Source organism: Scopulibacillus cellulosilyticus (assembly GCF_042665295.1).
Taxonomy (GTDB): Bacteria; Bacillota; Bacilli; order Bacillales; family Sporolactobacillaceae; genus Scopulibacillus_A; species Scopulibacillus_A cellulosilyticus.
Map to the genome: position 1 here is coordinate 26,087 of NZ_JBHTCO010000017.1, position 22,929 is coordinate 49,015.

22 protein-coding genes are annotated in these 22,929 nt (G+C 38.5%); 11 read left to right on the plus strand and 11 right to left on the minus strand.

Annotated features, from left to right (window positions below):
- Positions 1-34: 34 nt before the first annotated feature.
- The 4 genes from ACFQRG_RS13195 to ACFQRG_RS13210 form a co-directional block, all read right to left on the minus strand.
- Entirely contained in the window at positions 35-361 is a 327-nt protein-coding gene (locus tag ACFQRG_RS13195) for a hypothetical protein (RefSeq protein WP_380966720.1), read from the minus strand.
- A gap of 565 nt (positions 362-926) precedes the next feature.
- On the minus strand, positions 927-2,474 hold the full coding sequence (locus tag ACFQRG_RS13200) for an IS200/IS605 family accessory protein TnpB-related protein (RefSeq protein ID WP_380966722.1): 1,548 nt from the start codon (positions 2,472-2,474) through the stop codon (positions 927-929).
- A gap of 324 nt (positions 2,475-2,798) precedes the next feature.
- Positions 2,799-4,595, minus strand: a complete 1,797-nt coding sequence (locus tag ACFQRG_RS13205) for a M3 family oligoendopeptidase (RefSeq protein WP_380966724.1) — start codon at positions 4,593-4,595, stop codon at positions 2,799-2,801.
- A gap of 405 nt (positions 4,596-5,000) precedes the next feature.
- On the minus strand, positions 5,001-5,456 hold the full coding sequence (locus ACFQRG_RS13210) for a BsuPI-related putative proteinase inhibitor (protein ID WP_380966726.1): 456 nt from the start codon (positions 5,454-5,456) through the stop codon (positions 5,001-5,003).
- 45 nt (positions 5,457-5,501) lie between these two features.
- On the opposite strand from ACFQRG_RS13210, the gene ACFQRG_RS13215 reads away from it, so the two are divergent.
- The 3 genes from ACFQRG_RS13215 (at position 5,502) to ACFQRG_RS13225 (ending at position 7,763) form a co-directional block, all read left to right on the plus strand.
- A complete protein-coding gene (locus ACFQRG_RS13215) occupies positions 5,502-5,906 on the plus strand; it encodes a secondary thiamine-phosphate synthase enzyme YjbQ (RefSeq protein WP_380967032.1) in 405 nt (134 codons plus the stop codon).
- A 220-nt stretch (positions 5,907-6,126) separates the two neighbouring features.
- On the plus strand, positions 6,127-6,600 hold the full coding sequence (locus tag ACFQRG_RS13220; protein WP_380966728.1) for a low molecular weight protein-tyrosine-phosphatase: 474 nt from the start codon (positions 6,127-6,129) through the stop codon (positions 6,598-6,600).
- Between the two features lie 20 nt (positions 6,601-6,620).
- A complete protein-coding gene (locus ACFQRG_RS13225; protein WP_380966730.1) occupies positions 6,621-7,763 on the plus strand; it encodes a conserved virulence factor C family protein in 1,143 nt (380 codons plus the stop codon).
- Between the two features lie 46 nt (positions 7,764-7,809).
- Here ACFQRG_RS13225 and ACFQRG_RS13230 read toward each other — a convergent pair whose 3' ends face one another.
- The 3 genes from ACFQRG_RS13230 to ACFQRG_RS13240 all read right to left on the minus strand — a co-directional run bounded on the left by ACFQRG_RS13230 (position 7,810) and on the right by ACFQRG_RS13240 (position 10,256).
- On the minus strand, positions 7,810-8,394 hold the full coding sequence (locus ACFQRG_RS13230; protein WP_380966732.1) for a 3D domain-containing protein: 585 nt from the start codon (positions 8,392-8,394) through the stop codon (positions 7,810-7,812).
- A gap of 421 nt (positions 8,395-8,815) precedes the next feature.
- Positions 8,816-9,541, minus strand: a complete 726-nt coding sequence (locus ACFQRG_RS13235) for an ABC transporter permease (RefSeq protein ID WP_380966734.1) — start codon at positions 9,539-9,541, stop codon at positions 8,816-8,818.
- Positions 9,492-10,256, minus strand: coding sequence for an ABC transporter ATP-binding protein (locus ACFQRG_RS13240; RefSeq protein ID WP_380966736.1), 765 nt, complete (start codon positions 10,254-10,256; stop codon positions 9,492-9,494). Before ACFQRG_RS13240 ends, ACFQRG_RS13235 begins: the two co-directional genes overlap by 50 nt.
- Before the next feature lie 173 nt (positions 10,257-10,429).
- Here ACFQRG_RS13240 and ACFQRG_RS13245 point away from each other — a divergent pair, with 173 nt between their 5' ends.
- The 3 genes from ACFQRG_RS13245 to ACFQRG_RS13255 are packed head-to-tail and all read left to right on the plus strand — an operon-like array spanning position 10,430 to position 12,687.
- On the plus strand, positions 10,430-10,960 hold the full coding sequence (locus ACFQRG_RS13245; RefSeq protein WP_380966738.1) for a YtxH domain-containing protein: 531 nt from the start codon (positions 10,430-10,432) through the stop codon (positions 10,958-10,960).
- A 21-nt stretch (positions 10,961-10,981) separates the two neighbouring features.
- On the plus strand, positions 10,982-11,821 hold the full coding sequence (locus ACFQRG_RS13250) for a YihY/virulence factor BrkB family protein (protein ID WP_380966740.1): 840 nt from the start codon (positions 10,982-10,984) through the stop codon (positions 11,819-11,821).
- A gap of 35 nt (positions 11,822-11,856) precedes the next feature.
- Positions 11,857-12,687 carry a serine/threonine protein kinase gene (locus tag ACFQRG_RS13255; RefSeq protein ID WP_380966742.1) on the plus strand — a complete coding sequence of 277 codons (831 nt, stop codon included), beginning with the start codon at positions 11,857-11,859 and terminating at the stop codon, positions 12,685-12,687.
- Between the two features lie 141 nt (positions 12,688-12,828).
- Here ACFQRG_RS13255 and ACFQRG_RS13260 read toward each other — a convergent pair whose 3' ends face one another.
- On the minus strand, positions 12,829-13,143 hold the full coding sequence (locus ACFQRG_RS13260; protein WP_380966744.1) for a hypothetical protein: 315 nt from the start codon (positions 13,141-13,143) through the stop codon (positions 12,829-12,831).
- Between the two features lie 339 nt (positions 13,144-13,482).
- On the opposite strand from ACFQRG_RS13260, the gene ACFQRG_RS13265 reads away from it, so the two are divergent.
- Positions 13,483-15,123, plus strand: coding sequence for an acetolactate synthase large subunit (locus ACFQRG_RS13265; protein ID WP_380966746.1), 1,641 nt, complete (start codon positions 13,483-13,485; stop codon positions 15,121-15,123).
- Positions 15,124-15,168: 45 nt separating this feature from the next.
- Positions 15,169-16,761 (plus strand): FMN-binding glutamate synthase family protein, encoded by a 1,593-nt coding sequence (locus ACFQRG_RS13270; RefSeq protein WP_380966748.1) that lies wholly within the window; start codon positions 15,169-15,171, stop codon positions 16,759-16,761.
- A gap of 135 nt (positions 16,762-16,896) precedes the next feature.
- On the opposite strand, the gene ACFQRG_RS13275 is transcribed toward ACFQRG_RS13270, so the two are convergent.
- The gene (locus ACFQRG_RS13275) at positions 16,897-18,810 is read right to left on the minus strand and encodes a heavy metal translocating P-type ATPase (protein WP_380966750.1); all 1,914 of its coding nucleotides are present in this window, start codon (positions 18,808-18,810) and stop codon (positions 16,897-16,899) included.
- Positions 18,811-19,005: 195 nt separating this feature from the next.
- Between ACFQRG_RS13275 and ACFQRG_RS13280 the strand changes: the two genes are divergently transcribed.
- The gene (locus tag ACFQRG_RS13280) at positions 19,006-19,512 is read left to right on the plus strand and encodes a VanZ family protein (protein WP_380966752.1); all 507 of its coding nucleotides are present in this window, start codon (positions 19,006-19,008) and stop codon (positions 19,510-19,512) included.
- Between the two features lie 51 nt (positions 19,513-19,563).
- On the opposite strand, the gene ACFQRG_RS13285 is transcribed toward ACFQRG_RS13280, so the two are convergent.
- Together ACFQRG_RS13285 and ACFQRG_RS13290 are read right to left on the minus strand one after the other, a co-directional pair.
- A complete protein-coding gene (locus ACFQRG_RS13285) occupies positions 19,564-20,010 on the minus strand; it encodes a TlpA family protein disulfide reductase (RefSeq protein ID WP_380966755.1) in 447 nt (148 codons plus the stop codon).
- Between the two features lie 77 nt (positions 20,011-20,087).
- Positions 20,088-21,278, minus strand: a complete 1,191-nt coding sequence (locus tag ACFQRG_RS13290; RefSeq protein WP_380966757.1) for an MFS transporter — start codon at positions 21,276-21,278, stop codon at positions 20,088-20,090.
- Between the two features lie 137 nt (positions 21,279-21,415).
- On the opposite strand from ACFQRG_RS13290, the gene ACFQRG_RS13295 reads away from it, so the two are divergent.
- Both ACFQRG_RS13295 and ACFQRG_RS13300 read left to right on the plus strand, forming a co-directional pair.
- Positions 21,416-21,793 (plus strand): OsmC family protein, encoded by a 378-nt coding sequence (locus ACFQRG_RS13295; protein WP_380966759.1) that lies wholly within the window; start codon positions 21,416-21,418, stop codon positions 21,791-21,793.
- A gap of 306 nt (positions 21,794-22,099) precedes the next feature.
- Positions 22,100-22,900 (plus strand): YfkD family protein, encoded by an 801-nt coding sequence (locus ACFQRG_RS13300; RefSeq protein WP_380966761.1) that lies wholly within the window; start codon positions 22,100-22,102, stop codon positions 22,898-22,900.
- Positions 22,901-22,929 lie beyond the last annotated feature (29 nt).

Here is a 22,929-nt window from a genome sequence, read left to right on the forward strand (position 1 = left end):
AACTTGGTCTGCTATTTGTTGTTTCATTTCTGTGTTAACAATCACATGTGATAACGACAAATTCACCAGGTGATAAAGTCCGGGTTTCTGCTGGGAACCTATCAACTTGTCTTCCGCAAGAAACATTAAGGGTGTTAAGACCGCAACGTATTCTGGCAAATTGGCCCCGCATGAGGTTAATATCTCTTAATCTTCTAGTAGGTCTTCCAATGATTGGTGTGCAAAAAATAACCGCAATTTCGCCTTCTCTTAATTGAACGGGTGTAGAAGCATTACTTGCCATTTGATCATTGCAATTTAAAACTTCCCCATTGCTATTTAAAATCATACAACCTTGATTTTGATTATTACGGTTGCTCATTAATTCTATCTCTCCTTTCTATTCTTATTAATTAGTAGATGAAAGGGAGAAAGAGATTGCTTGTATAAGTGTTCTTGTGAAAAAGTCCTTTTTTTATACTATCATAAAGTATATCTTGGCAACATTGATACAGGTTCGGCGTAGCTTCCAAGATAAGGTAGATAGTATAAGTGCAACTAGGCAGTTGCCTGCGCCAAAAGGCTTGGTACCAGCCAAGTTTTCTTTAAAGAAAGGCTCATTGTTGATTACCGCTCAATTGAACAACTCCCACCTAGCGGAGCTTGAGGTGGGAGATTCTAGTTAAAGAAACTTAGAATCCCCTCCGTTCAACAAGAGGGTTCAACCATACCTATTATCGGACGTATTCCTTGCGAACGACGCGAACGACCAACTTGAGTCTCCTGTCTAAGCAAGCACAAGAAGGTTCACCATCTTCAAATAAGCATAGAGGTTTAAATCAGCACTCATTATAATGCACCCAGCTCCTAGAATAGCCATCTGCTCCGGTGACTAGAGTAAAAGACTGGTACAATGGTGCTTTGATTGATTTAATCATAAGTTGATATTAAGCCAATGATTTAAATAACTTTTTTCGTTCATTTTCTGTGAGATGATGATCATGTAAGTTGATACTTTGATGAGGGGTATTGACATTGAAAAGTGTGTAAAAAANCCTTCCTATAGTGAATGCGGCGGCTTGATGAATAGATATACCAAATTTGCGCATGTATTTCAGTTTTCCGGCGACGGACGTATATTTCGGATTAACTTGAATCACATCGATGCCCATTTTTTCTGCGCGGCTCGTGACCGCAGTGATCATCTTTTTATAGGCAAATAGGCTCTTTAAACGGTTCGCTTTCTTATTGGCATATCTATTACCCGTTTTTGATAGCGTTGTATCCAGATTTTCGAGAACAATGGGCTTGTTTTTTTGAACCGCTTTATCGACTAAATCGATGGCTTGGGCTTCTATGATTTTTGTAATTTGACCGCTTGTTTTACCTTCGATAGAAAACTTTAATTTTCCGCTTTCTAGGTAATTGCCGTCATTTGTAAGGTCAGCCCAAGCAAAGTGGTCAACATTACAATCCACGCCAATAACGCCATCAGAGGTACTGAAATTAACATATGGGTTTGGCGTAACCTCTGCTAAACATTTGATAATATAGTATTCTCTGTGATCCTCAATTGACCAGGAGATCGGTTTGCCATCGGCTTTTTTGTTTTTACAGGTTTGTTGGGTTAAAATCACGTTGTTGACAATCTCTTGTCCATACGGGAACAAAACGAACGGGATAGTAAAAGCTTTACCTCTAATAGAGGTGAAGTGCAATGCCTGATTCTCTATATTGTACTGGAAAACAAAATTTCCGGATTTAGCATCCTTCCGGCCAGAAATCATCATTTGTTTCGTCCGTGCTTGATGATAGACTTCTTGCCATTTTTCGTGGTTGTGTTGATACTCTTCTTTAGTAAATTGTGACTTAAACAACTTTTTACCGCCAAATACGCAACTGGGTATATGAGTTTTATATGTTTGTTTCTTTTCTTCCAGACGGTAGAGACGAAAGACTAACCGTCCGATCTGCGACTTTGTATGCTTAATTTGAACATCAAGATACTGGTGTTCAAACAAATAATCATTTAACCAAATCCGGGTTTCATTTTTTAAAGGAAGGGCAATCAAGTTGTTTATCTTCAAAAAAGGGCTGTTTCTAGGCAGATGAAGTTTTCCTTTGATTAAACTGTCCTTGACTTTAAGAAGCTTTGTCAGTTTTGTACGTTCTTTTTTTAATTTTTTCTTTAGATCTTTTAATTTTTCATCCGTTTGTTTGATATATAATTTTTGTAACTCCGTTAAAGCCGAAAAGAGGGCTGCAGCCTCTTGCCGGGCACTGTTGGCATAGTAATCATTAAGGCCAAATTTTTTCTTTAACACTTGATGCAGACTTTCTTTATTTTGACAGCCCCAACGTTTTTCCCGAACCAAAGTATGGAACGCATAACGCTTGGCCAAGTTGAATGTTTGCAGGACACCATTTAATTCATGAATAAGGTAGCAAGACAGCTCGTTTTTATAGATTCTTTTCGAAAAATAAGCCTTTTTCATTTTTGTCTCCAAAGGGAACGTATGTTCTAAACCTTGACATTATTATAGATGATACAGAAAACAAAGGCAAGCTACGAAATGTTAAAAGCCCAAAAGCATCCGATTTATCCCCCACCTAGCAAAGCTTGAGGAGGGGGTCTTCTCGGTTAAATGATAAATTTTCACTTGATAAGTTTATTTGTCCAAAAACTAAAATAGTTAACAAAAAGCCTAATAAGGTTAATACAGTTTTTACGATGATTAAGCCGGTTGAAGTTTTATATCTTGTCAGATAGAAGTTATTAAAAGAAGCCTTTGCCCGGAAGTTAGAGCAAAGGCTTCTTATTAATTTTCAGTAAGGGATAAAAATTCATCAACGTCTTTAACACAATAATTTAAAGCGGAGCGCCAGAAATCAGGCTGTGTTAAATCAACATCTAAATGTTTTTTGGCAAGATCTTCGACTTTCATGCGGCCGGTATCTCTTAACAGAGCATCGTATTTATCGGCAAAGGCAGGGCCTTCTTCTAGTGCTTTAACGTAAATGCCTGTGCTGAAAAGATAACCGAAAGTGTACGGAAAGTTATAAAAAGGGACATCGGTAATGTAAAAGTGCAGCTTAGATTGCCAAAAAGCCGGGTGATAGACATCAAGCGCATCACAATAGGCTTCTTTTTGCGATTCAAGCATCAGTTCATTTAATCTTTCTGTACTGATCAGACCGTTTTTTCGTTCATTGTAAAATTTCGTTTCAAATAAAAAGCGTGCATGGATATTCATGAGCAGAGCAACACTGCGGGAAATCTTTTCATCTAAAAACGAAAGTTGTTCTTGCTTTGTTTGAGCTGATTGTTTGGCTGCGTCTGAGACAATCATTTCCGCAAAAGTTGATGCCGTTTCCGCAACATTCATCGCATATTGCCCTGCAAAATGCGGCAGATCGTTCATCACATGCTGGTGATATGCATGGCCAAGTTCATGAGCGATTGTTGAAACGTTATCAGCAGAACCGCTGTAGGTAAGGAATATCCGGGATTCCTTTGTGATCGGGAAGCTGGTGCAGAATCCCCCGGGTGCCTTTCCAGGGCGGTCTTCGGCCTCAATCCAACGATTTTCAATCGCCTGTTCCGCGAATTCAGCCATTTTTGGGTTGAATTTATGAAAATGTTTAACGATAAACTCGGCAGCGTCTTCATAACTGATTTTTTTGTCTGATGTAAAGAGCGGGGCTTCAACATCAAACCAGGATAGTTTTTCTAAACCAAGATATTGTGCTTTACGATTAAGAAATTTGGCGAAAACCGGTTTAACACTGTTTATGGCTTCCCACATCACCGTAAGCGTTTCAGCCGACATTCTATTGCAGTCCAGAGGTTCTTTTAAAACATCATGCCATCCGCGTTGTTCATATAAATTAAGACGGAAGCCGGCTAAATGGTTTAATGTATTGGCACTGAGATCTGCTTGCTCATCCCACGCCTTCTCCCATGCTTTAAAGGCCTCTTTCCGTATGTCCCGGTTTGGGTCTGACATTAAGTTGCTCATTTGTCCGACAGAAAGCTTTATGGAACCTTTTTCAGGATGATCAAAAGGAATTGCCATGTTGCCGACAATTGTGTCATACATTTCACTCCAGCCATGGTAACCGTCAATTGCCAAAGCGTTGACAAGCTGTTCCTCTTTACTTGAAAGTTTTTCCTTTGCGCTTTGTCTCCGCTCATTTAACAAGAAAGCAATCTCATTAAGTTCATCTTCTTTTAGTAAGTCATTCCAGACTTCATCAGGAATATCATTCATTTGGTTATCGATTAATGTATTGCATGATTCGAATTGGGCATATAACGATGTTACGGCACTATTTAATATTTTTGCCTGTTGGTCTTTAACATCTTGAGCCGTTAGACATTCAATAAAGGCACTGGATTCTATGATACGCTCTGAAATACTTTGTAAAATATAAAGATATTCTTTCCAATTTTTTGCTTGTTCAATGGTTTGCGGACCGGAGGTTTTATCTAACTGGGTTTTTAATGCATGTAAATCGCTTTTAAGTTCATCCATGAAATGATCCAAACGTTCGGAATGGCTGCCGCCTTGGAAAATGGCGTCTAAATCCCATGTTTGATTTAAGGTCTTTTCCACATCCAATCCCCCTATTTAAAATTTTCAAATTTCTCTTGTTGCAAGCGTTGAAGTTTGCGGAGTATTCCTTATCCCGCCGCAAAACTTCAAGAGGCTTAATATAGTCGTTGAGTTACCCTTTTATCATATCATTGATTGGGGATATTAGAAGAGAATGTTCAAAAAGTCCGGGAAAAATAGCTGTCGAGACTACGGGGTTGAGATTGGTGCTCCTGCGCCGCAGCATATTCACGGAAGTAACGCCAACTTCTCGTCGCAGCTCGTAGCAGTTCGTGAAGCTTTGCTCGGTGCTCCTCCGCTCCTCACGTATTAAAGGCATACACTCCGGTGCTCGGAGGCTGCGCTTCCTTGAACTTCTCGGCTCTTTTTGTCCTCCTTCTTGAACACGTATTAGAAGGAAAAATCTTAGTTCACTTTGAAGTTGATTCTGGTATTAGGCTGGTCTTCATTAGCTGTCAGCCAAAAAATAATTGTATATTGTCCCGGCTTTAAGTCGGATACTTCAGTCTTAAAATCCTTTGTTTCTGATTGTTTTAAGGTAAGCGTTCCTGTGACTTGACCAAAAAAGCGCCCTTCAGAAAAATGTTTAATAACTTTGCCGTCCTCATCTTTAATTTTGTAGTCAAACCTTTGTGTCGTCGGAAAATGATAGGTCACTTTATGATTCGTTTGGTTTTTGACTTGAAAATTAAAACTGACATCATTTCCTTTTTGTTCATAGGCGAGTCGGGCTTCAACCCTCCCACCGGAAGCATTGCCATTAACAGGGGTTTCACTTTCTTCATGTTGTTTGGCGTTTTGGCATCCTGCTGTTATGATAGAAAAGAGACATAATAATAGTAAAAAGACAAACTTTTTCATAATGAAAGCTCCTTTCAAATTTGTTCAATAAAATGAGGTGATATGATGTTTCAAACTTTCCAATTAAGAACGCATCATAGAGATGAAATGATTGATATTACAGATAACCTGGCGACTTATTTAAAAGATCAAGGTGTTGAGGATGGTGTCATGTTTGTCCAGTCTTTGCACACTACAGCTGGAATAACGGTTAATGAAAATGCCGACCCGGACGTTAAGCACGATATGTTAATGCGTTTGGATGAAGTGTATCCTTGGGAACATTCTAAATACCGCCATGGTGAAGGCAATTCAGCCTCGCATTTAAAAACAAGCACAGTCGGAACAACTCAAGCCATACTCATTCATCATGGTGAATTGGTTTTAGGAACTTGGCAAGGCGTGCATTTCTGTGAATTTGACGGCCCAAGAAACCGCAAGTACAGCGTGACAATTATTAAAAATGGATAATGAAAGATATTTATCCCGGTGCAACCGTCCGTAAAACCCCCACTGATGGAAGTTTCACTTTATAGGGTAACCATTTATTTAAAGAAAAATTTGGTTATTATAGAATTTTTATTTTACTTTTGAGTTTAGAGGGTCTTTGAATAAAATAAAAGATATATAAATAAAGTTAGTTCATTTGTCCTATCTTTAAAATTTAAATACAGACAGGAAGGAAAAGCAGATGATAAAAGTTTTATTTGTTTGTCTTGGAAACATATGCCGTTCTCCTATGGCGGAAGCAATTTTTAGGGATAAAGTAGAGAAAGCGGGTTTAACAGATAAAATTACTGTTGACTCAGCCGGGACAGGGGGATGGCATATTGGTGAGCCGCCGCATAAAGGTACAAGAAAAAAGCTTCAAGAATTAGGGATTTCATCTCAAGGACTTAAAGGACGCCAAATGACATCTCAAGATTTGGATCAGTTTGATTATATTATTGGTATGGATGAAAGTAATATCGAAAATATTAACAAACTTGCTGAACAGGCGCCTAAAGCAAATGTTAGACGATTAATGGACTATATTAATGATATGCCGGTCAGAGATATACCTGATCCGTTTTTTACCGGAAACTTTGATGAAGTTCATGAAATGATTGATAAGGGAACTGATTCTCTTCTGGAGGAAATTTGCAGAGAAAAAAATATCAATTAATTTTATAAGAGGTGAGCTGAGTGAAACTTCAAGGTATCGAACCAACACCGAGTCCCCATACAATGAAGCTTATTTTAGATGAAACACTGCCAAGCGGGAAAAGCCATAATTACAGGCAGGATAATAAAAACGATGCCCCGGAACTAATCCAGGAGCTGCTTGATATAGAAGGCGTTAAAGGTGTTTATCATGTTGCCGATTTTATGGCATTAGAACGCTTTCCTAAGGCTGATTGGGGAGAAATTTTATCAAAGGTAAGAACAGTCCTTGGTGAAGATGAAGGCTCATCCCATGAATCGTCAGAAAAGTCATCTGTGCAGCCAAAAGAAAACTTTGGGGAAATTCGTGTTTTCTATCAAATGTTCAGGCAAATCCCAATGCAAGTTAAGCTGGATATTGATGGGGAAGAGAAGCGTGTCGGTCTGCCAAAACGATTTATGGACGCTATTATGGAGGCACAAGGGTCTTCAGATAATATGATTATGGAAAGGCAATGGGTTGAGCAGTCACCTAGATACGGCGATCCTGAAGAGATTGAAAAGGATATTGTTGAAGAATTGTCGGCAGCTTATGACCATGAACGGTTGAACGAACTTGTTAAGCGGGCCTATTCTCAAGACAGCAATAACGAAAAACATGCGCCGTTTAAAAAGGTAACTTTAGAAATGCTTGATGACCCTGATTGGCATAAGCGCTATGCGGCGCTGGACCGGATGGATCCATCACTTGAAGACTTGCCGGTATTGGAAAAGGCATTGCACGATGAAAAGGTTTCTATCCGCAGATTAGCGGTTGTTTATTTAGGAATGCTTGAGGATTCTAAGGTACTGCCGTATCTATATGAAGGACTTCACGATAAAACAGTAACGGTACGCCGGACAGCCGGGGATTGCTTATCTGACATGGGGGACCCAAGTGCCATACCGGAAATGGCAAAAGCCCTTAAAGATCCAAGCCGGATAGTAAGATGGAGGGCAGCGATGTTTCTATATGAAGTTGGTGACGAATCAGCGCTACCGGCATTAAAAGAGGCGGCAGGTGATCCAGAGTTTGAAGTGGACATGCAAATCAAAATGGCAATCAGCCGTATTGAGGGCGGGGAAGATGCTAAAGGCTCTGTATGGCAGCAAATGACCCGAACCTTTTCGAAAAATAAAAAATAAAATCAACAAAGAACCCAAGCACCGTGTGCTTGGGTTCTTTGTTGCATTATTTCTCAATAATAACTTTTAATTGTTTTTTGCCGAAGTCTTGGGCATCCTTTAAATTGTTCATATAGATATCAAGTCTGCCTTCTTTAATCGCACCGCCGCGATCCTGGCATGTGTACGTATGATGTAAAGAAGGAATATATATTTTTGTTCCAAATGGGATAGACTTAGGACAAGCAACCGTTGTACCTTGTTGTACGTGAGAGCCGGATGCTGTTACGCCATACCCTGAATCTCCAGGATTTTTACCAGTGGATTCATTTCCAGAAGTATAAGCTGTTACAGTGAACGTTTCGCTTTTTCCTGCTGGTTCAGATGCAGTTGTTTGATTCTCACTTGGTTTTGCTGATAGATCCTCTATATTTGGTGTTGATTTTTGACTAGGTTTTGCTGATAGATCCTTTATATTTGATGTTGATTGTTTTTCACCAGGTTTTGTTGATGAAGTTTCTCCCGGCAGATTGATAGTTTGACCAATCAAGATTAGATTTTTATCTTTAATCAAAGGATTCGATTCAAGAACATTTTTTAAACTTACATTATTGGAACGGGCGATCTCGGAAAGAGTATCCCCTTTTTTCACAGTATAAGCGCTTTTGGCTGATGCCATATTAGCTGAAATAAATAGACCGACAATTAGTGCAGTTGCTAGAGTGAAATATTTGATAATAAAACCTCCCTATGAATGCTATGATCTTAATTTCACTGCTCACAGAATATCATAGAAAATAGGACTTTTTACATTAAAGCTATGTTACAAACTTTACAAGTTTTATAGTTCAAAAGTCATAGTTCGAGAGTGTTTTATACCAAATCGCTTGCCAGGCCTAGTGTTATCCCTGTAATAGCTCCATTGAAATGTTTGTAAAGAGTTGGGAATAACAAACCCCAAATCCACTTTTTACTAGCATAAATAATGTTATAAATCTAAAAATAATGTCACTTAATGTGAGTAATGGAAAGAATAAAAAACAAAAAACAGCCCAAGAACGGACTGTTATGTTTTATACCCGGCGGATTTTTTGCAATACCCATATGTTAAGAGTAAAAAATAACAGGCAAAATACGATAAGAGCTGCAATGTTTAAGAAAAATCCGGATAAAATATATCCATGAAGAAACATGGATGTTACACTGTCCACACTATAATTAACAGGAATAATGATAGAAATGACCGGAAGCCAGCCGGCCGTTTGCCCCCAATTAATGATTTGCAGAATAATGATTACAGTCATGTATAAGAAAATTTTAAGCGGGTTTTTTGCACATGCGGCAATAAACAGGCCGATTTCAATAGCTGTTATTGACTCAATTAACAGCAGAATGTACAACAATATGAAAGTCCAGGAAAAGGACCAATGAAAAATAAATATTGAAAAAAGTAAAAGGATTAAAGTTTGCGCAGCAAAAATAATCCCAATCCCGATTAAATATCCGAGGATCACTTGTCCTCTTGTCACAGGGGCCATAAGCGTCAGCTCTAAAGTCCCTAATTTTTTATCACGCAGCATGGCTATAGCTGCTGTTAAACATGGAAAAATAAAGGACAATACACATAAAAGCGAGCCGCTTTGAAAAAACCATTGAGCGGTATGGGGCTTTATATGATTTAAATAAAAAACGTTTGAAAAGAATATAACTAAGAGCGGTGCTATAATTAATAAAATTAATGTCCAAATATCATGTGTTATTTGTATAAGTTGTCTCTTCAGAATTGCTTTCGTTGCCATCTTCATTGCTCCCCAGAAAAATAAGTGATTCTTTAAGTGAATTCATACCTGTCATTTCTATAAAATCTGATTCAGTTCCCTGAATCATGACTTTTCCATTGTTTAAATATAATAATTGATCGCAATAACCGGCTTCCTCAAGTTCATTTGTTACAATGATCAATGAAGCGCCTATACTTGCTAATTTCCTGAATTCCTTCCAAATGATCTCTTTCAGTGAAATATCCAGTCCAGTTGTCGGATTATCTAAAATAGCCAACGACGGCGTATGGAATAAAGCAAGTATAAGTGACAGCCGCCTTTTCATGTCTTCTGAGTATGTATATACCGGTTGATGAATAACATCTGATAAATGAACCATTTCAAATAAATCATTTGTACGTTTAAGAAATTTATTTCGTGGTAATTTATATAAACCGGCAAAATATTTAATATGCTGGTCGGCGCTAAGATCCGGGAAAAGAGCAAAAGTTTGCGGCATATATCCGATTCTTTTAAGAACTTTTCTATTTGGAAGCGCTGTATCCTCAAGATCGATGGTTCCTTTTGTATAATGTTCGATGCCGGCAATAGCCTTTACTAACGTTGACTTTCCGGAACCGGAGGGACCTGTCAATCCATTAAGTGTCCCTTTTTCAATTGAAAATGAGACACTGTCAAGCAATAATTTATTTTTAACATATTTAGTGACCTGGTTAACATTCAAGTATGCCATTGCCTCACATCCTTTATGTTAAAGTTTTTACAAAAATTTTGAACATCCTTAATAGCATTTTAACACTATTTAGTAAAAGCGTGTATGACCAGTCTTAACATATTCACGTGTTTTCTGAACAAACTATGATTGTAATCCATGTGATTACAGACTGATCAAAGGAGGGCAACCACATGGGTTCTTACAGAAACAGCAAGCTGGGCAGGTTTGTTCTGATTGGCGGCATTGTCGGCGCCGGTATTTCTCTGTTGGACAGGGGAACCAGGCAATGCTTAAGGGATGATATTAGAACGGCTAAAGACAACAGCGTGAAATTTTTTAATACAGCTCGACAAAATCCCGAGCAAGTGACAAATTATTTTCAGCAAACGGCTAACAACATTAAAATGACAGCCCAAGAAGTCTCGCAGGATATTGAGGAGTTTGCCACCAAGGTTAAAAATGCAAAAGACAGTTCGTCGCAAGCTTATCGGTATGCTGTTGAAGCCGGTGATGAAATTTCACAAATCGCCCATAAAATCCGGAACACCGGCGAGAATGTTATGATGATTGATTCTTCATCAACAACTGTTATACCTGCAAGCACGCAAACTTCAGGAACAAATCAAAATCAATCTGCAAATATGTACCTGCACCAATCAAACCAGAACAAAACTGCAACAACAAATGTTAAAAAGTCGACAAAAATGGACACGAACAAATAAAGATAACCGGGGGGATTAATAATGGGGAAACGGAACCGGTGGGAAATCTTTAAGATTTTTACCAAACAGGTAATCAAACGATTCAATGATGATGGAGCGATAGATATAGCGGCAACCTTGGCTTATTTTTTCTTGTTGTCGCTATTTCCTCTCCTCATCTTTTTCTTTACAATTCTTCCTTATTTAGGGTTAAGCCAGGATCAGGTTTTGCCTTTCTTGGCGCAGTATGTACCTGATGATGCTATGAGAATTATTAAGGCTAATACCATTCATGTTTTTAATAAAAACGGCGGTTTATTATCGTTCAGTATTATTGCCACGATATGGTCAGCGTCAAATGCTGTAAATGCTATTATTCGGGCAATGAACAAAGCCTATGAAGTTGAGGAAAACCGTTCTTTTGTAGTTGCGCGGGGATTAGCTATTATCCTGACGATTGCGATGATTATTGTCATCGTTATGGCCTTAGCGATTAACGTATTTGGTCCAACTGTTACTAAATATATTTTTCATTATTTTGGTATATCCGACCCTTTTCTTAGAATTTGGAGTATGATCAGTTTTCTTATCAGTTTTGTTATTATTATTATGGTTTTTGCTTGTTTATATTACTTTGGACCCAATATGCGCCAAAAGTTTAGTGAAGTCATTCTTGGGGCTGTTATTTCAGCTGTCGGGTGGCAAGTTGCATCTTATGCTTTTTCTTTTTATGTTAATCGTTTCGGGCAATTTTCCGCTACATACGGAACACTTGGCGGAATTATCGTTCTGATGCTATGGTTTTATATTACAGCACTTATTATTATTTTAGGCGGAGAAATTAATGCTTCTTATGCTTACATCAGAAAAAATAAGAAATAACTGGTATTGTTTAAGATTATAAATTTGAGGTGCTTATGAATCGTTTGTTTTATCGTATAAAAAAATTAAAGCAAAAGTTAATTGACCGTCCGTTGCCAGAGGACACTTGGATATCTGACAGGTATCATATTAAACGGGTAATAGGCTTGGGGAGTTTTGGCATTACATATCTTTGCCGTGATCAGGAGACTAGGAAGCTTTGTGTTGTGAAGCAAGTGAAACCGAGCAGACGAAAAGACAAGGCAAGCATTGAAATGTACGAAAATGAAGTATCTATAATGAAAGTCTTAAATCACCCGGCTATTCCAAAGTTTATAAGCAGTTTTCAATATAAGGGACATCTATTTTTTGCAATGGATTATGTTAATGGGGAAAATATCGAGGATGCTATATTTGCAAAAGGTGATCGTTACAGAGAAAAAGAGGCTTTATTGTTTATGGAAGAACTTTTGGATATTGTTGAATACATCCACTCACAAGGAATCATTCACCGGGATATTCGGCTGCCTAATGTTATAAAGGCAGATGGAAATTTATTTTTAATCGATTTCGGCTTAGCACGTTTTTTACATGATCAAATTCATTCAGACTTTGAGAACTTAGAAAATTACCCTGTAGAAAAAAGGCTGCGCAGGCAAAACAATGTAAGCAGTGATTTTTATGCTTTGGGTCATTTTTTACTTTATTTACTCTATTCATCATTTGAATCAGACAGTAAGGATGAGCAGCCTTGGGAACAAGAACTGAATATCACTAACTTAACAAAACAAATGATTAAACGCATGCTGCAAAGTGAAGATGCCTATCATGATATACATGAATTACGCAATGATTTGAAGCATTCCCTGTCTAACATATCTAGCTGATCCCGTTCCATAATTAAGAGAGCCGATGATGTCGCCACCGGCTCTTTCGTCACGTTTAGAACTCTGCCTTTTACAAAGATTAATCTTTCCTTGGAGCGCCATTGTTTAATTTGAGAGGCAACGGCAGCATAGGTTACTCATTTAACTGCTGCTGCTTCCTCCTTTACGCTTATAGTAATGACTTCCGTAATGAGAGTGATGGCCATGATGTCTTCTATGACCGCCGCTGTCACTATAACGTCTGTGATGATGATCGCTGTCACTGTATCGCCTGTAGCGGTGATCACTGTCACTGTAGCTTTTATAGTAACGGTCGCTGTCACTATAACGTCTGTAATGCCTGTCACTGTGGTGTCTGAAATGACGGTCGCTGTCACTGTATCGTCTGTAATGTCTGTCACTGTGACTCGATTCTGAAATCGAACGTTTTATTTCCCTAAGGAATTTCTTAAACATTCAAGACCCTCCATTACATTATTAGTTATTAAATATACTATAGTACGTTCTCTTTTAAAAGAGGTTTCAATTTTAGGTTTGATTGTACAAATATAATAACAATAATGCATGAGTTTGATGCAAATAATAAATTGGATTTATATAAAATTGAAGAATACTATAAAGGCGTGAATGATTTATTTGTTGTTGTTTTAAAATTCGATTAGAGGTGAGTTTTTTGTTTGATTTTCACTAGTGAGGGGTATAGCTAATGATATATGGAAAAAAGAAAGGTAAGCAGGGTATTCCTGTTTTTTATCCTCAAGTATTAACCCTCTAGAACCGAAAGGAGCAGGCTAAATGCGAGCAGCAGATTTGTTAATAAGATGTTTAGAAAATGAAGGGGTTAAGTACATGTTTGGCGTTCCCGGGGAAGAGAATCTTGATGTAATGGACGCCCTACTGTCATCAAATATTGAATTTATTACAACAAGGCATGAAACAGGTGCTGCTTTTATGGCAGGAATTATGGGAAGGTTAACTGGCAAACCTGGCGTTTGTTTGTCTACCTTGGGCCCGGGTGCAACGAATATGCTGACAGGTGTTGCTGATGGAAATATGGACCGGACGCCTCTTGTCGCTATCACCGGTCAAGCTGGTTTGGACCGCTTGCATAAAGAATCTCACCAAGCTTATGATCTAATATCAATGTACCGGCCGGTGACAAAATGGAATGCGACGGTTTCAACACCAGACACGATTCCGGAAATTGTACGAAAGGCTTTTATGATTTCCGCGACCGCGAAACCGGGGGCAACGCACATTGATCTTCCCGAAGATGTGGCAGGAAAAGAAGTTGAAGGGTTAAGTCCTCTTAAAATTACGGAATTAAAAAATGGGGAAGCTTCTGAAACAAATCTTAATGAAGGCGCTGCAATTATAAATAAAGCAAAACGTCCATTAATATTAGTTGGAAATGGCGTTACCAGAACGAATTCTTCCGAAGAATTGGCGGCGTTTGCCGAAAAAATTCAAACACCTGTAACAGCAACATTTATGGGTAAAGGAGCCTTCCCTGCTTCTCATCCGCTTAGTATTGATTCGGTTGGGATTTCCGGAAAAGATTATATTAATTGTGCGTTAGAGAAAACTGACCTGATCATTGCAGTCGGTTATGATATGACAGAAATACCACCGACAAGATTTAATCCTGAAGGGAAAATTCCAGTTCTTCATATAGATACATTAAATGCTGAAGTTGATGCGCATTATCCGGTAGTTTGCAATATTGTCGGAGATATTGCTACGAATCTTAAAGCATTAATGGAGAAAATTGAAAAAAGAAATGAACCTGTTGAATTTACTGAAGAAATTCGCAAAGAAGTTTTAGAAGAATTTAATCAATTTGAATCTGATAATCATTTTCCATTAAAACCGCAAAAAATTATTTATGACCTTCGCAAAGTAATGGGCGAAGAAGATATTGTCATTTCTGATGTTGGCGCGCATAAAATGTGGATTGCAAGAATGTATCCGACTTATAAACCAAATACGTGTTTGATTTCTAATGGTCTGGCTTCAATGGGGATTTCTGTACCGGGAGCCATTGCAGCTAAGCTGGTGCACCCGGAAAGGAACGTTGTCGCGGTAATTGGCGATGGTGCGTTTCTTATGCAAGGCTGTGCGGAACTTGAAACTGCAGTTCGATTAAAATTGCCGATTGTTATCCTGCTTTGGAGAGATAATGGATACGGGTTAATTGAATGGAAACAAGAGAATCAATTTCATCGGCCGTCACATATTAAATTTGGCAATCCTGATTTTGTTCAGCTGGCTGAATCTTTTGGTGCCAAGGGCATGCGTGTTAATAAAGCCGAAGAGCTTGAAAGCACAATTGAAGAAGCTCTTAAACAGAACGTTCCGGTTGTTATTGACTGCCCAGTTGATTACAGTGAAAATGTGAAATTGACAGAGAGATTAAATAATTTAAAGTGTGATTGATTTTAAAAGAAAGACATGATTTGAATCAGAGGGGAGAAATCGGCAATGAGTACAGCATCTTGGTTGTTAGTTGTATTGTTGGTGATTGTTGTATTACTTATAGTAGTACCGTTAGCTATTTGCATTTATCTTTATATTTTTGATGAAAAACAGGATCAGCACGCTATTTTGCGTAATTTTCCTATATTAGGAAAAGTGCGCTACTTTTTTGAAATGATTGGTCCGGAAATGAGACAGTATTTGTTTGATCATGACAACAGCGGGAAACCATTTTCAAGAGAAGATTACAAGCACGTGATTTTGCCTGCAAAATATAAAAGCAGCACAATGAGCTTTGGATCAAAGAGAGATTTTGATGCTCAAGGTTATTATATCAGGAATGCAATGTTTCCGACGCAAAGGGATGATATCCGTGTCGATAACAGCGATCTTGTAGACACCAAAGTTTATAAAATCAAAGAGGAAAACCTTTTTTCAAGAAAAGAAAAAATACATGAAGATAAATCAAAACCATGGTTATTAGCCGATGAAGATGCCGTTGTCATTGGCGAAAATTGCAAACATCCTTTTAAAGTTAAAGGGCTTATCGGCATGTCGGCAATGAGTTACGGAGCTCTTGGCGACCATGCTATTGAAACATTGTCTACAGGATTGGCAATGGCCAAAGGAACCTGGATGAATACAGGTGAAGGCGGCTTATCACCTCATCATCTTAAGGGCGGTGCAGATATCATCCTGCAAATCGGCCCCGGGTTGTTTGGCGTCAGAACGAAGGACGGACATTTTGACTGGAACGAATTGAAAAGAAAATCTGAGCTGGATCAAATTAAGGCCATAGAATTAAAACTTGCACAAGGTGCAAAAGCCCGGGGCGGTCATCTGGAGGGCAGCAAAGTCACCCCTGAAATTGCTGAAATCAGAGGACTGGAACCATACAAAACCGTTGATAGTCCCAACCGTTTCAATGAATTTCATGATGTGCCTTCCTTGATAGATTTTGTAGAAAAAATCCGTAATCATACCGGTCTTCCAGTAGGAATCAAAATTGTTGTCGGCTCTGCAGAAGATGTGGAGAGCTTAGCTAAGTTTATGAAGGAAACTGGTAAAGGACCCGACTTCATTACCGTTGACGGCGGTGAAGGCGGTACGGGTGCGACATTCCAACCGCTGGCAGACGGCGTTGGCTTGCCGATTCGATCAGCCATCATGATTATTAATCAAACTTTTAAGCATTATGGTGTCAGGGATAGAGTTAAAATTATCGCTTCAGGAAAATTGTTTACCCCGGACAGGGTTGCAGTACTTCTTGGAATGGGTGCTGATCTTGTCAATATCGCCAGAGCTTTTATGATGACAGTCGGCTGTATTATGGCGCAAAGATGCCATACGAACACGTGCCCTGTTGGAGTCGCAACAACCGATCCTAAACTGCAAAAAGCCTTAGTTATTAATGAGAAGAAATACCGTGTGGCAAATTTTGTCCTATCAATGCGTGAGGAACTCTTCAACTTGGCGGCAGCGGCCGGACTTAAATCGCCAGCAGAATTTGAAGAAAAACATATCGCATTTAAAGATGATAAGGCACGAACATATAGTCTTGGAGAACTAACACGTGAACAGGTGAAACAAACGTCCTAAACAGAAGTTAAAAATTGAATGATAGAAGTGTTTTCTTCATAGAGGGAATAACTAAGAAGCAGGCTTATCATTTTGATAAGCCTGCTTTTTTAGGAGTATATTGGAAATCAACAAATGGATTTAAAGAATTGTTATTTACCCCTTCAATAATCTCAATCCATTTAAAATAACAAGTATAGTGCTGCCCTCATGTCCGATAACACCAATAGGCATGGATAAGATTTGAGAAAAGTTGCTGATAATCAAAACGATAATCATGGCAAGAGCAAATACAATGTTTTGTTTAATAATCCGGTCCATTTTTTTCGAAAGACGGACGATGTCAACGATACGCAGCAAGTCATTTTTCACTAATACAATATCTGATGTTTCTAATGCGACATCCGTACCGCCGCCCATAGCAATGCCGACAGAAGAGGCTGCCATTGCAGGCGTGTCATTAATACCATCGCCAACCATTGCAACATTTGTAAACCGTTTTTGTAACTGCTTTAATTCGTTTACTTTATTTTCCGGTAAACAGTTGGCAACGAATTGCGACACACCGGCTTCCTTTGCCAAGGCTTCAGCAGTTTCCTTGTTATCTCCGGTTAACATAATTGTTTCAATACCAAGTCGTTGAAGCTGCTTAATAGCTGATTGGCTTGTATTGCGTATTTTATCTTTTAAGAAGAACATACCTATAACTCTATCGTTATATTCCACGAATACATGGGTTTGCCCATTTAAGATATCGATCTGCTGGTCTTTAATAAATTCTTTTGCCGCCTTTTCGTTAACGTACCCGGACTTACCAATAATAAATTTTTTATTGTTAACAACGCCTTCAACCCCTAACCCTGGTTTTGTTTCAACGTTATTGGCTTCTGGTCTGGGATCTTGAGTTTTTTCGTTAACAAAACGGACAATTGCTTCACTCAGAGGATGCGTTGCTTCGTATTCGATAGCGGCAACAGCAAGTAAGAATTCATTATCTTCTAAAGAACTGCTATGGACAAAATTGATAACCTCCGGACGTCCATTTGTCAGTGTTCCGGTTTTATCAAAAGCGATCGCCTTAATCCGGCTCAACTGTTCTAAATGGACACCCCCTTTAATAAGAATCCCTTTCTTAGCTCCATATGCAATAGATGACAGCACCGCCGGCATTGTCGATGCGACAAGTGCACAAGGAGATGCGACAACAAGTAAAACCATTGCCCGGTATATCGTATTGCTCCAAGTCCAGTTGAATATAAAAGGGGGCAGGATAATCATTAAAGCAACACAAACTAAAACAATTTTGACATAATGCCGCTCAAATTTCTCTATAAATACTTGTGAGGGAGCTTTTTCACTTTGGGCATTTTGAACGAGCGATAAAATTTTATGGAACAGGGTTTCATCATTCTTTTTTGTTACTTTGACAGTGACAGCGCTGCTAAGATTTACAGTTCCAGCCATAACCTCGTCGTTTTCAGATTTAAAAAGCGGAATAGATTCACCAGTCATAGCAGATTCGTCAAGCGAAGTGCTGCCAATAATAATACTGCCATCAGCCGGTACCCGTTCACCGGGCTTGATTCGAATCATATCTCCGGGATTAAGGCGCTCTACGGGGACGATTTGCTCATTGCCGTGAGAAACCAGCCTTGCCGTTTCAGGCTGAAGCGACATAAGTGATGATAGAGCCTTAGAGCTTCGGTCCGTTGCGTAAGTTTCAAGGGCGCCGCTTAATGAAAAGATAAAGATCAATACAGCGCCTTCTAACCAATGGTTAATACAGGCAGCGCCGACAGCGGCTAAAATCATTAACAATTCTACATTTAACTCATGATTTCTAATTGTGTCGTAAAATCCTTCTTTTGCCTTGGCATAACCGCCGATGATATAGGCAATCAGGAATAAATACCAAGGTGTCGTATGAAAATAAAGGCTTGTCATCCAGCCAATTAAGATCAGAAGCCCTGAAAAAAGCGCCGCAATTAATTCCCAGTGTTTTTTCATTGTTTGGAAATAAGGTTGCTGAGCGGGAGTCTGCGGCTTGGAAGAAAGACTCAGTTGACTCATAATTGAAACACCCCTTTTTTAAATGAGAATGAAATTCAACGTCAATACCCTTAAAAACAGCGAATGCTGCCGCTTAATATGCGACAGCAAAACAAATTCAAATTTTAATTATAATAATTATTATATTGTATTAAATACATTATATCATGTGCAATAAAATTGTAAAGGAAAAAAGTAAAACTGGGATGGATTATAGTGACATGCATCAATTATAATGAAGATACAATTTTAAATATGAAGGTGTTCTATATGCCTGAAATTGTTCGCAAACGTGTTAAAAGGTTTTGTCTGCCTATATTTATCACTTACTTAACGATTCTCTTTTATGTAACACTCTTTACATTTAATTATTATACTTATGGAAAATCATTTAATTTGGAGCTTTTCGACAGTATTAAACTGATGTTTAACAGCGGCAATCCATGGTTGTTTGCAAAAAATGTATTAGGCAATGTCGGTTTATTTTTACCATTTGGTTTTTTTCTTCCATTAATTTATCGTAAGTTAAGAACCTTTAAGACGAATCTTTTCCTTTCATTTTTTATGAGTCTTATTATTGAAACGTGCCAATTTTTATTTGCAAAACGAATTTTTGATGTCGATGATATTTTTCTTAATACAATCGGAGCCGTTTTTGGATGGGTATTATTTAAATGTTTATACAGTATCGTTACATATATTTTCAAAAGAAGCTGGAAATAGAAAACTCCGCATCCTTTAAGGGTACGGAGTTTTTAAATACAATTTAACAGTCTATTTGTTTTTTCCGAGAACGCGGTCGACGCGTTTGGTGAGCATTTTCATACCGCCGCCGCCAGCTTGGAAGTGGCGAAGTTTTCCTTCTTCATCGAAAACGTAGTAGGCTGGAACGTATTCATTTTCAAATGCATCAGTTAATTTGTGTTCATTATCAACAAAGATTGGCTGGGTTATCCCGTGTTCAGCCGCTACTTCTTTGACTTGATCAATGTCCAAGTCCTTTTCAGATCTCGGCATGTGTACGGCTACGACATTCAGCTCATCTTTATATTCATCACGAAATTCATTAACCTTTGGCATGGCTTCTTTACAAAGATGGCAGCTGACAGACCAAAAATGAATGAGTGTTGGTTTATTTCCAATAAGGTCGCTTTTTGTAACTTCGCCGTTAAGCCAAGTTGTAGCACCTTCGAGTTCTGGCATTTCATCACGTAAACGCATCAATGTCACTCCTTAAATTATAATAATTATCATCTGATTAATATTATAATGGGCATGGCAGCATGAAGTCAATGATATTACATTTTAGAAGACTGCTGCTTTTCCCTTAAATAGCTGAAGTTATGAATCAAACAGGCAAGGAACACGATGAACATGACTCCTGCTATACCAAAAAAGAAACCGCCGCCCGGCGTTTTAATCAATGAGCCTCCGATCAAAGGGCCGAACATACTGCCAATCCCATAGGCAACGCTGGCTAAAATATTTCCAAGCGGAATCAGGACTTTCGGCAAAAGATCGCTAATAAAAGTCATTCCTAATGAAAATAATGAACCAATAAACATGCCGGTAATCGCAAAAATAACCATTAAACCTCCGAAGGAATGATAAATAAATCCGGCTGTCAGGAAAGAGAATGATCCGAAAAAGGAAATAATCAGGATGAGCCGTCCTCTGCCAAGTCGATCACCCAAACTGCCTAAAGGCATTTGTGTAATCAGGCCGCCTGCAACAAAACAAGGTAATAATGTTGATATATCTTCTATATTTAATCCATGTCTCAGTGCAAATACCGGAAAGTTACCGTTTAATGAAGACTCAAAAAAGCCAAAGCCAAATGTCGTGATAAGACCTGCCCATCCTAATAGGATAACCTTTTTATACCGTTTCATTACGCCAAAATCCTGCGGTTGATCATGGAAATGGGCATCAGGGTAATCATTTTTCAAAAATAACATTAAAATGAGAATAGCCAAGCATATTAAGCTTACAATGAAAAAAGGATAATAAATGCTGAATTTTAATAGACGCGGCATTAAAGGGCCAACCGCAAAGCCTAATCCAAATGAAAAGCCGTATATGGCGATGTCGCGGCCTTTTTTCTCAGGCTTACTCGTCTCCATGATCCATACTTGAGCTGCGAAGTGCAGCATATTGTCGCCAAAACCTATTATCAGCCTTAATAAAAACCAAAACCAAAAGTTTTGCCAGAATGGAAATAGAAAAATGGAGATCATATCTACCATAAGCCCTATAATAAGCATTGGTTTATAACCGAACCGGAATGTTGGCTTTTCCATAAATGGTGAAGCAATCAGGATGCCAATGTACAAAGCCGCAGCATTTAAACCATTAAGGGTGGATGACGTTCCGCTGTCTTCCAATAATATAGAAAGAAGGGGCATTAACATCCCTTGGGAAACGCCTGAAACAAATACTGTTGCGACTAAAAGGTAAAAGCGAAAGTTTGCATAAGTAATAATAACCACCCCCAAAGGCCATTATACTAGAGGAATTTCAAATTGTCTGAGAAAAATTTTAACCGTTTGAATGGAGATACAATCAAACTGACAAATTTTCACGAATTCGTTATGATGAAATTAAACATTTTGAAAGGATGACGGTTATGGAATTTAAAATGACAGAACATGGCATTCAAACGGATACCGGCTTCGGAGCATTGGATATATCGGCAGATGAGGAAAAGGGGTTTCGGCCTTACCAGCTCATGGTCGCTTCACTTGCCGGCTGCAGTGTATCTGTGATGAGAAAAATTTTAAAGAAAAAACGCTTGGAAGTTGAAGATATTCAAGTTACAGCTGAAGTTACACGCAACCCTGATAAAGCAGACCGTATTGAAAAAGTGCACCTTCACTTTAGAATTAAAGGCAAAGGGTTAGAAGATAAAATGGATAAAATTATGGAGCTTACAACGAAAAATTGTTCTATGGTTCAATCCGTAATCGGCAGTATCGAGGTCACAGAAACGTATGAATTAGTTTAAAAACTGCTGGAGCATCTTTTAAAGGTGCTTCTTTTTTACACTTTGAGAAATCGGCAGCACAGATTTAATTCGACGCAGGGACAATTTTAAGGTATAAAGTGTAAGTTCAATGAAGTGAGACTTGTGCTCTGGAGTACTAAAAGGCCTCAGGCTGCGCTTAACGGCTTGCCAATCGGCAAGTTTTCTTTATAAAAAACGTTGGCATCCGCGCCAAATTGGTCATAAACTTTCTTTCCTATTCTTCGTCTTTATCATGGATAATTTTACTCATAAGCGAAGAAAATAGGGAAGAAAGGAGGAGCAATTGTGAAAAAAGTCATTCTTGCTGTTTTTCTTGGATTGTTAATCAGTGTTCCGGCGTATGCCAAAGAGCAGCCGAAAGTCCCTGAAAATAAGATGAATGCTGTTCAGGTACCAAAATCTGTTGTAGACATTTCTAAACAAAATACTTATCCTAATCCATCCCATGATGTACCTCAGCTTCAACCAAGCCAATTAACGAAAACATTGCTCAAAACGGCAAAACTGAAAATTGAGAATCCAACTTTAGTCAAGGTTTTAAATGAATCGAATATCCATCCTTCTAAGTTGTCAATTGGTTATCATGCCCGTATTTTTTTAGGTAAATGGCCGCTGAGCTATGAGTCAAATAAAACGACAGTTAACTGGGAATATAAGAAAATTAATGATGAGAAAATTGACAACCTTGGCGGTAATGAAACGAAGAAGTTTAATTACAATCAGGATAAGGAAATGAAGGTTAACGGCGGTTTAACAGCCCGAGTCCCCAATCAAAAAGAAGTAAAGAAAATGGTGCTTATGAAAGCCGCGGAAAAAACGAACCTGCCAATTTCGTTCTCAACAATTGTCGGAAAAGGAACGAAAATTGACAGAGTGTATCATGTTGAACCGAAAATTGTCGGTCACATATATGGTTACGTTCCGGCTGTAAACGAGAAAGGGAAAATTACTTACGGAGAAGTTTACCTCGTACTGGACGGCGGTAAAAAATATTTAGAAGTTAAAAACATCGTTCAGCAGGGAATCGGTGCATGGATTCCTGTTCAGGATCATCTTTCCTTAAGATATTTTGGTACTAAATATTAACCAGTGCTTTTTTGCGCTGGTTTTAGATT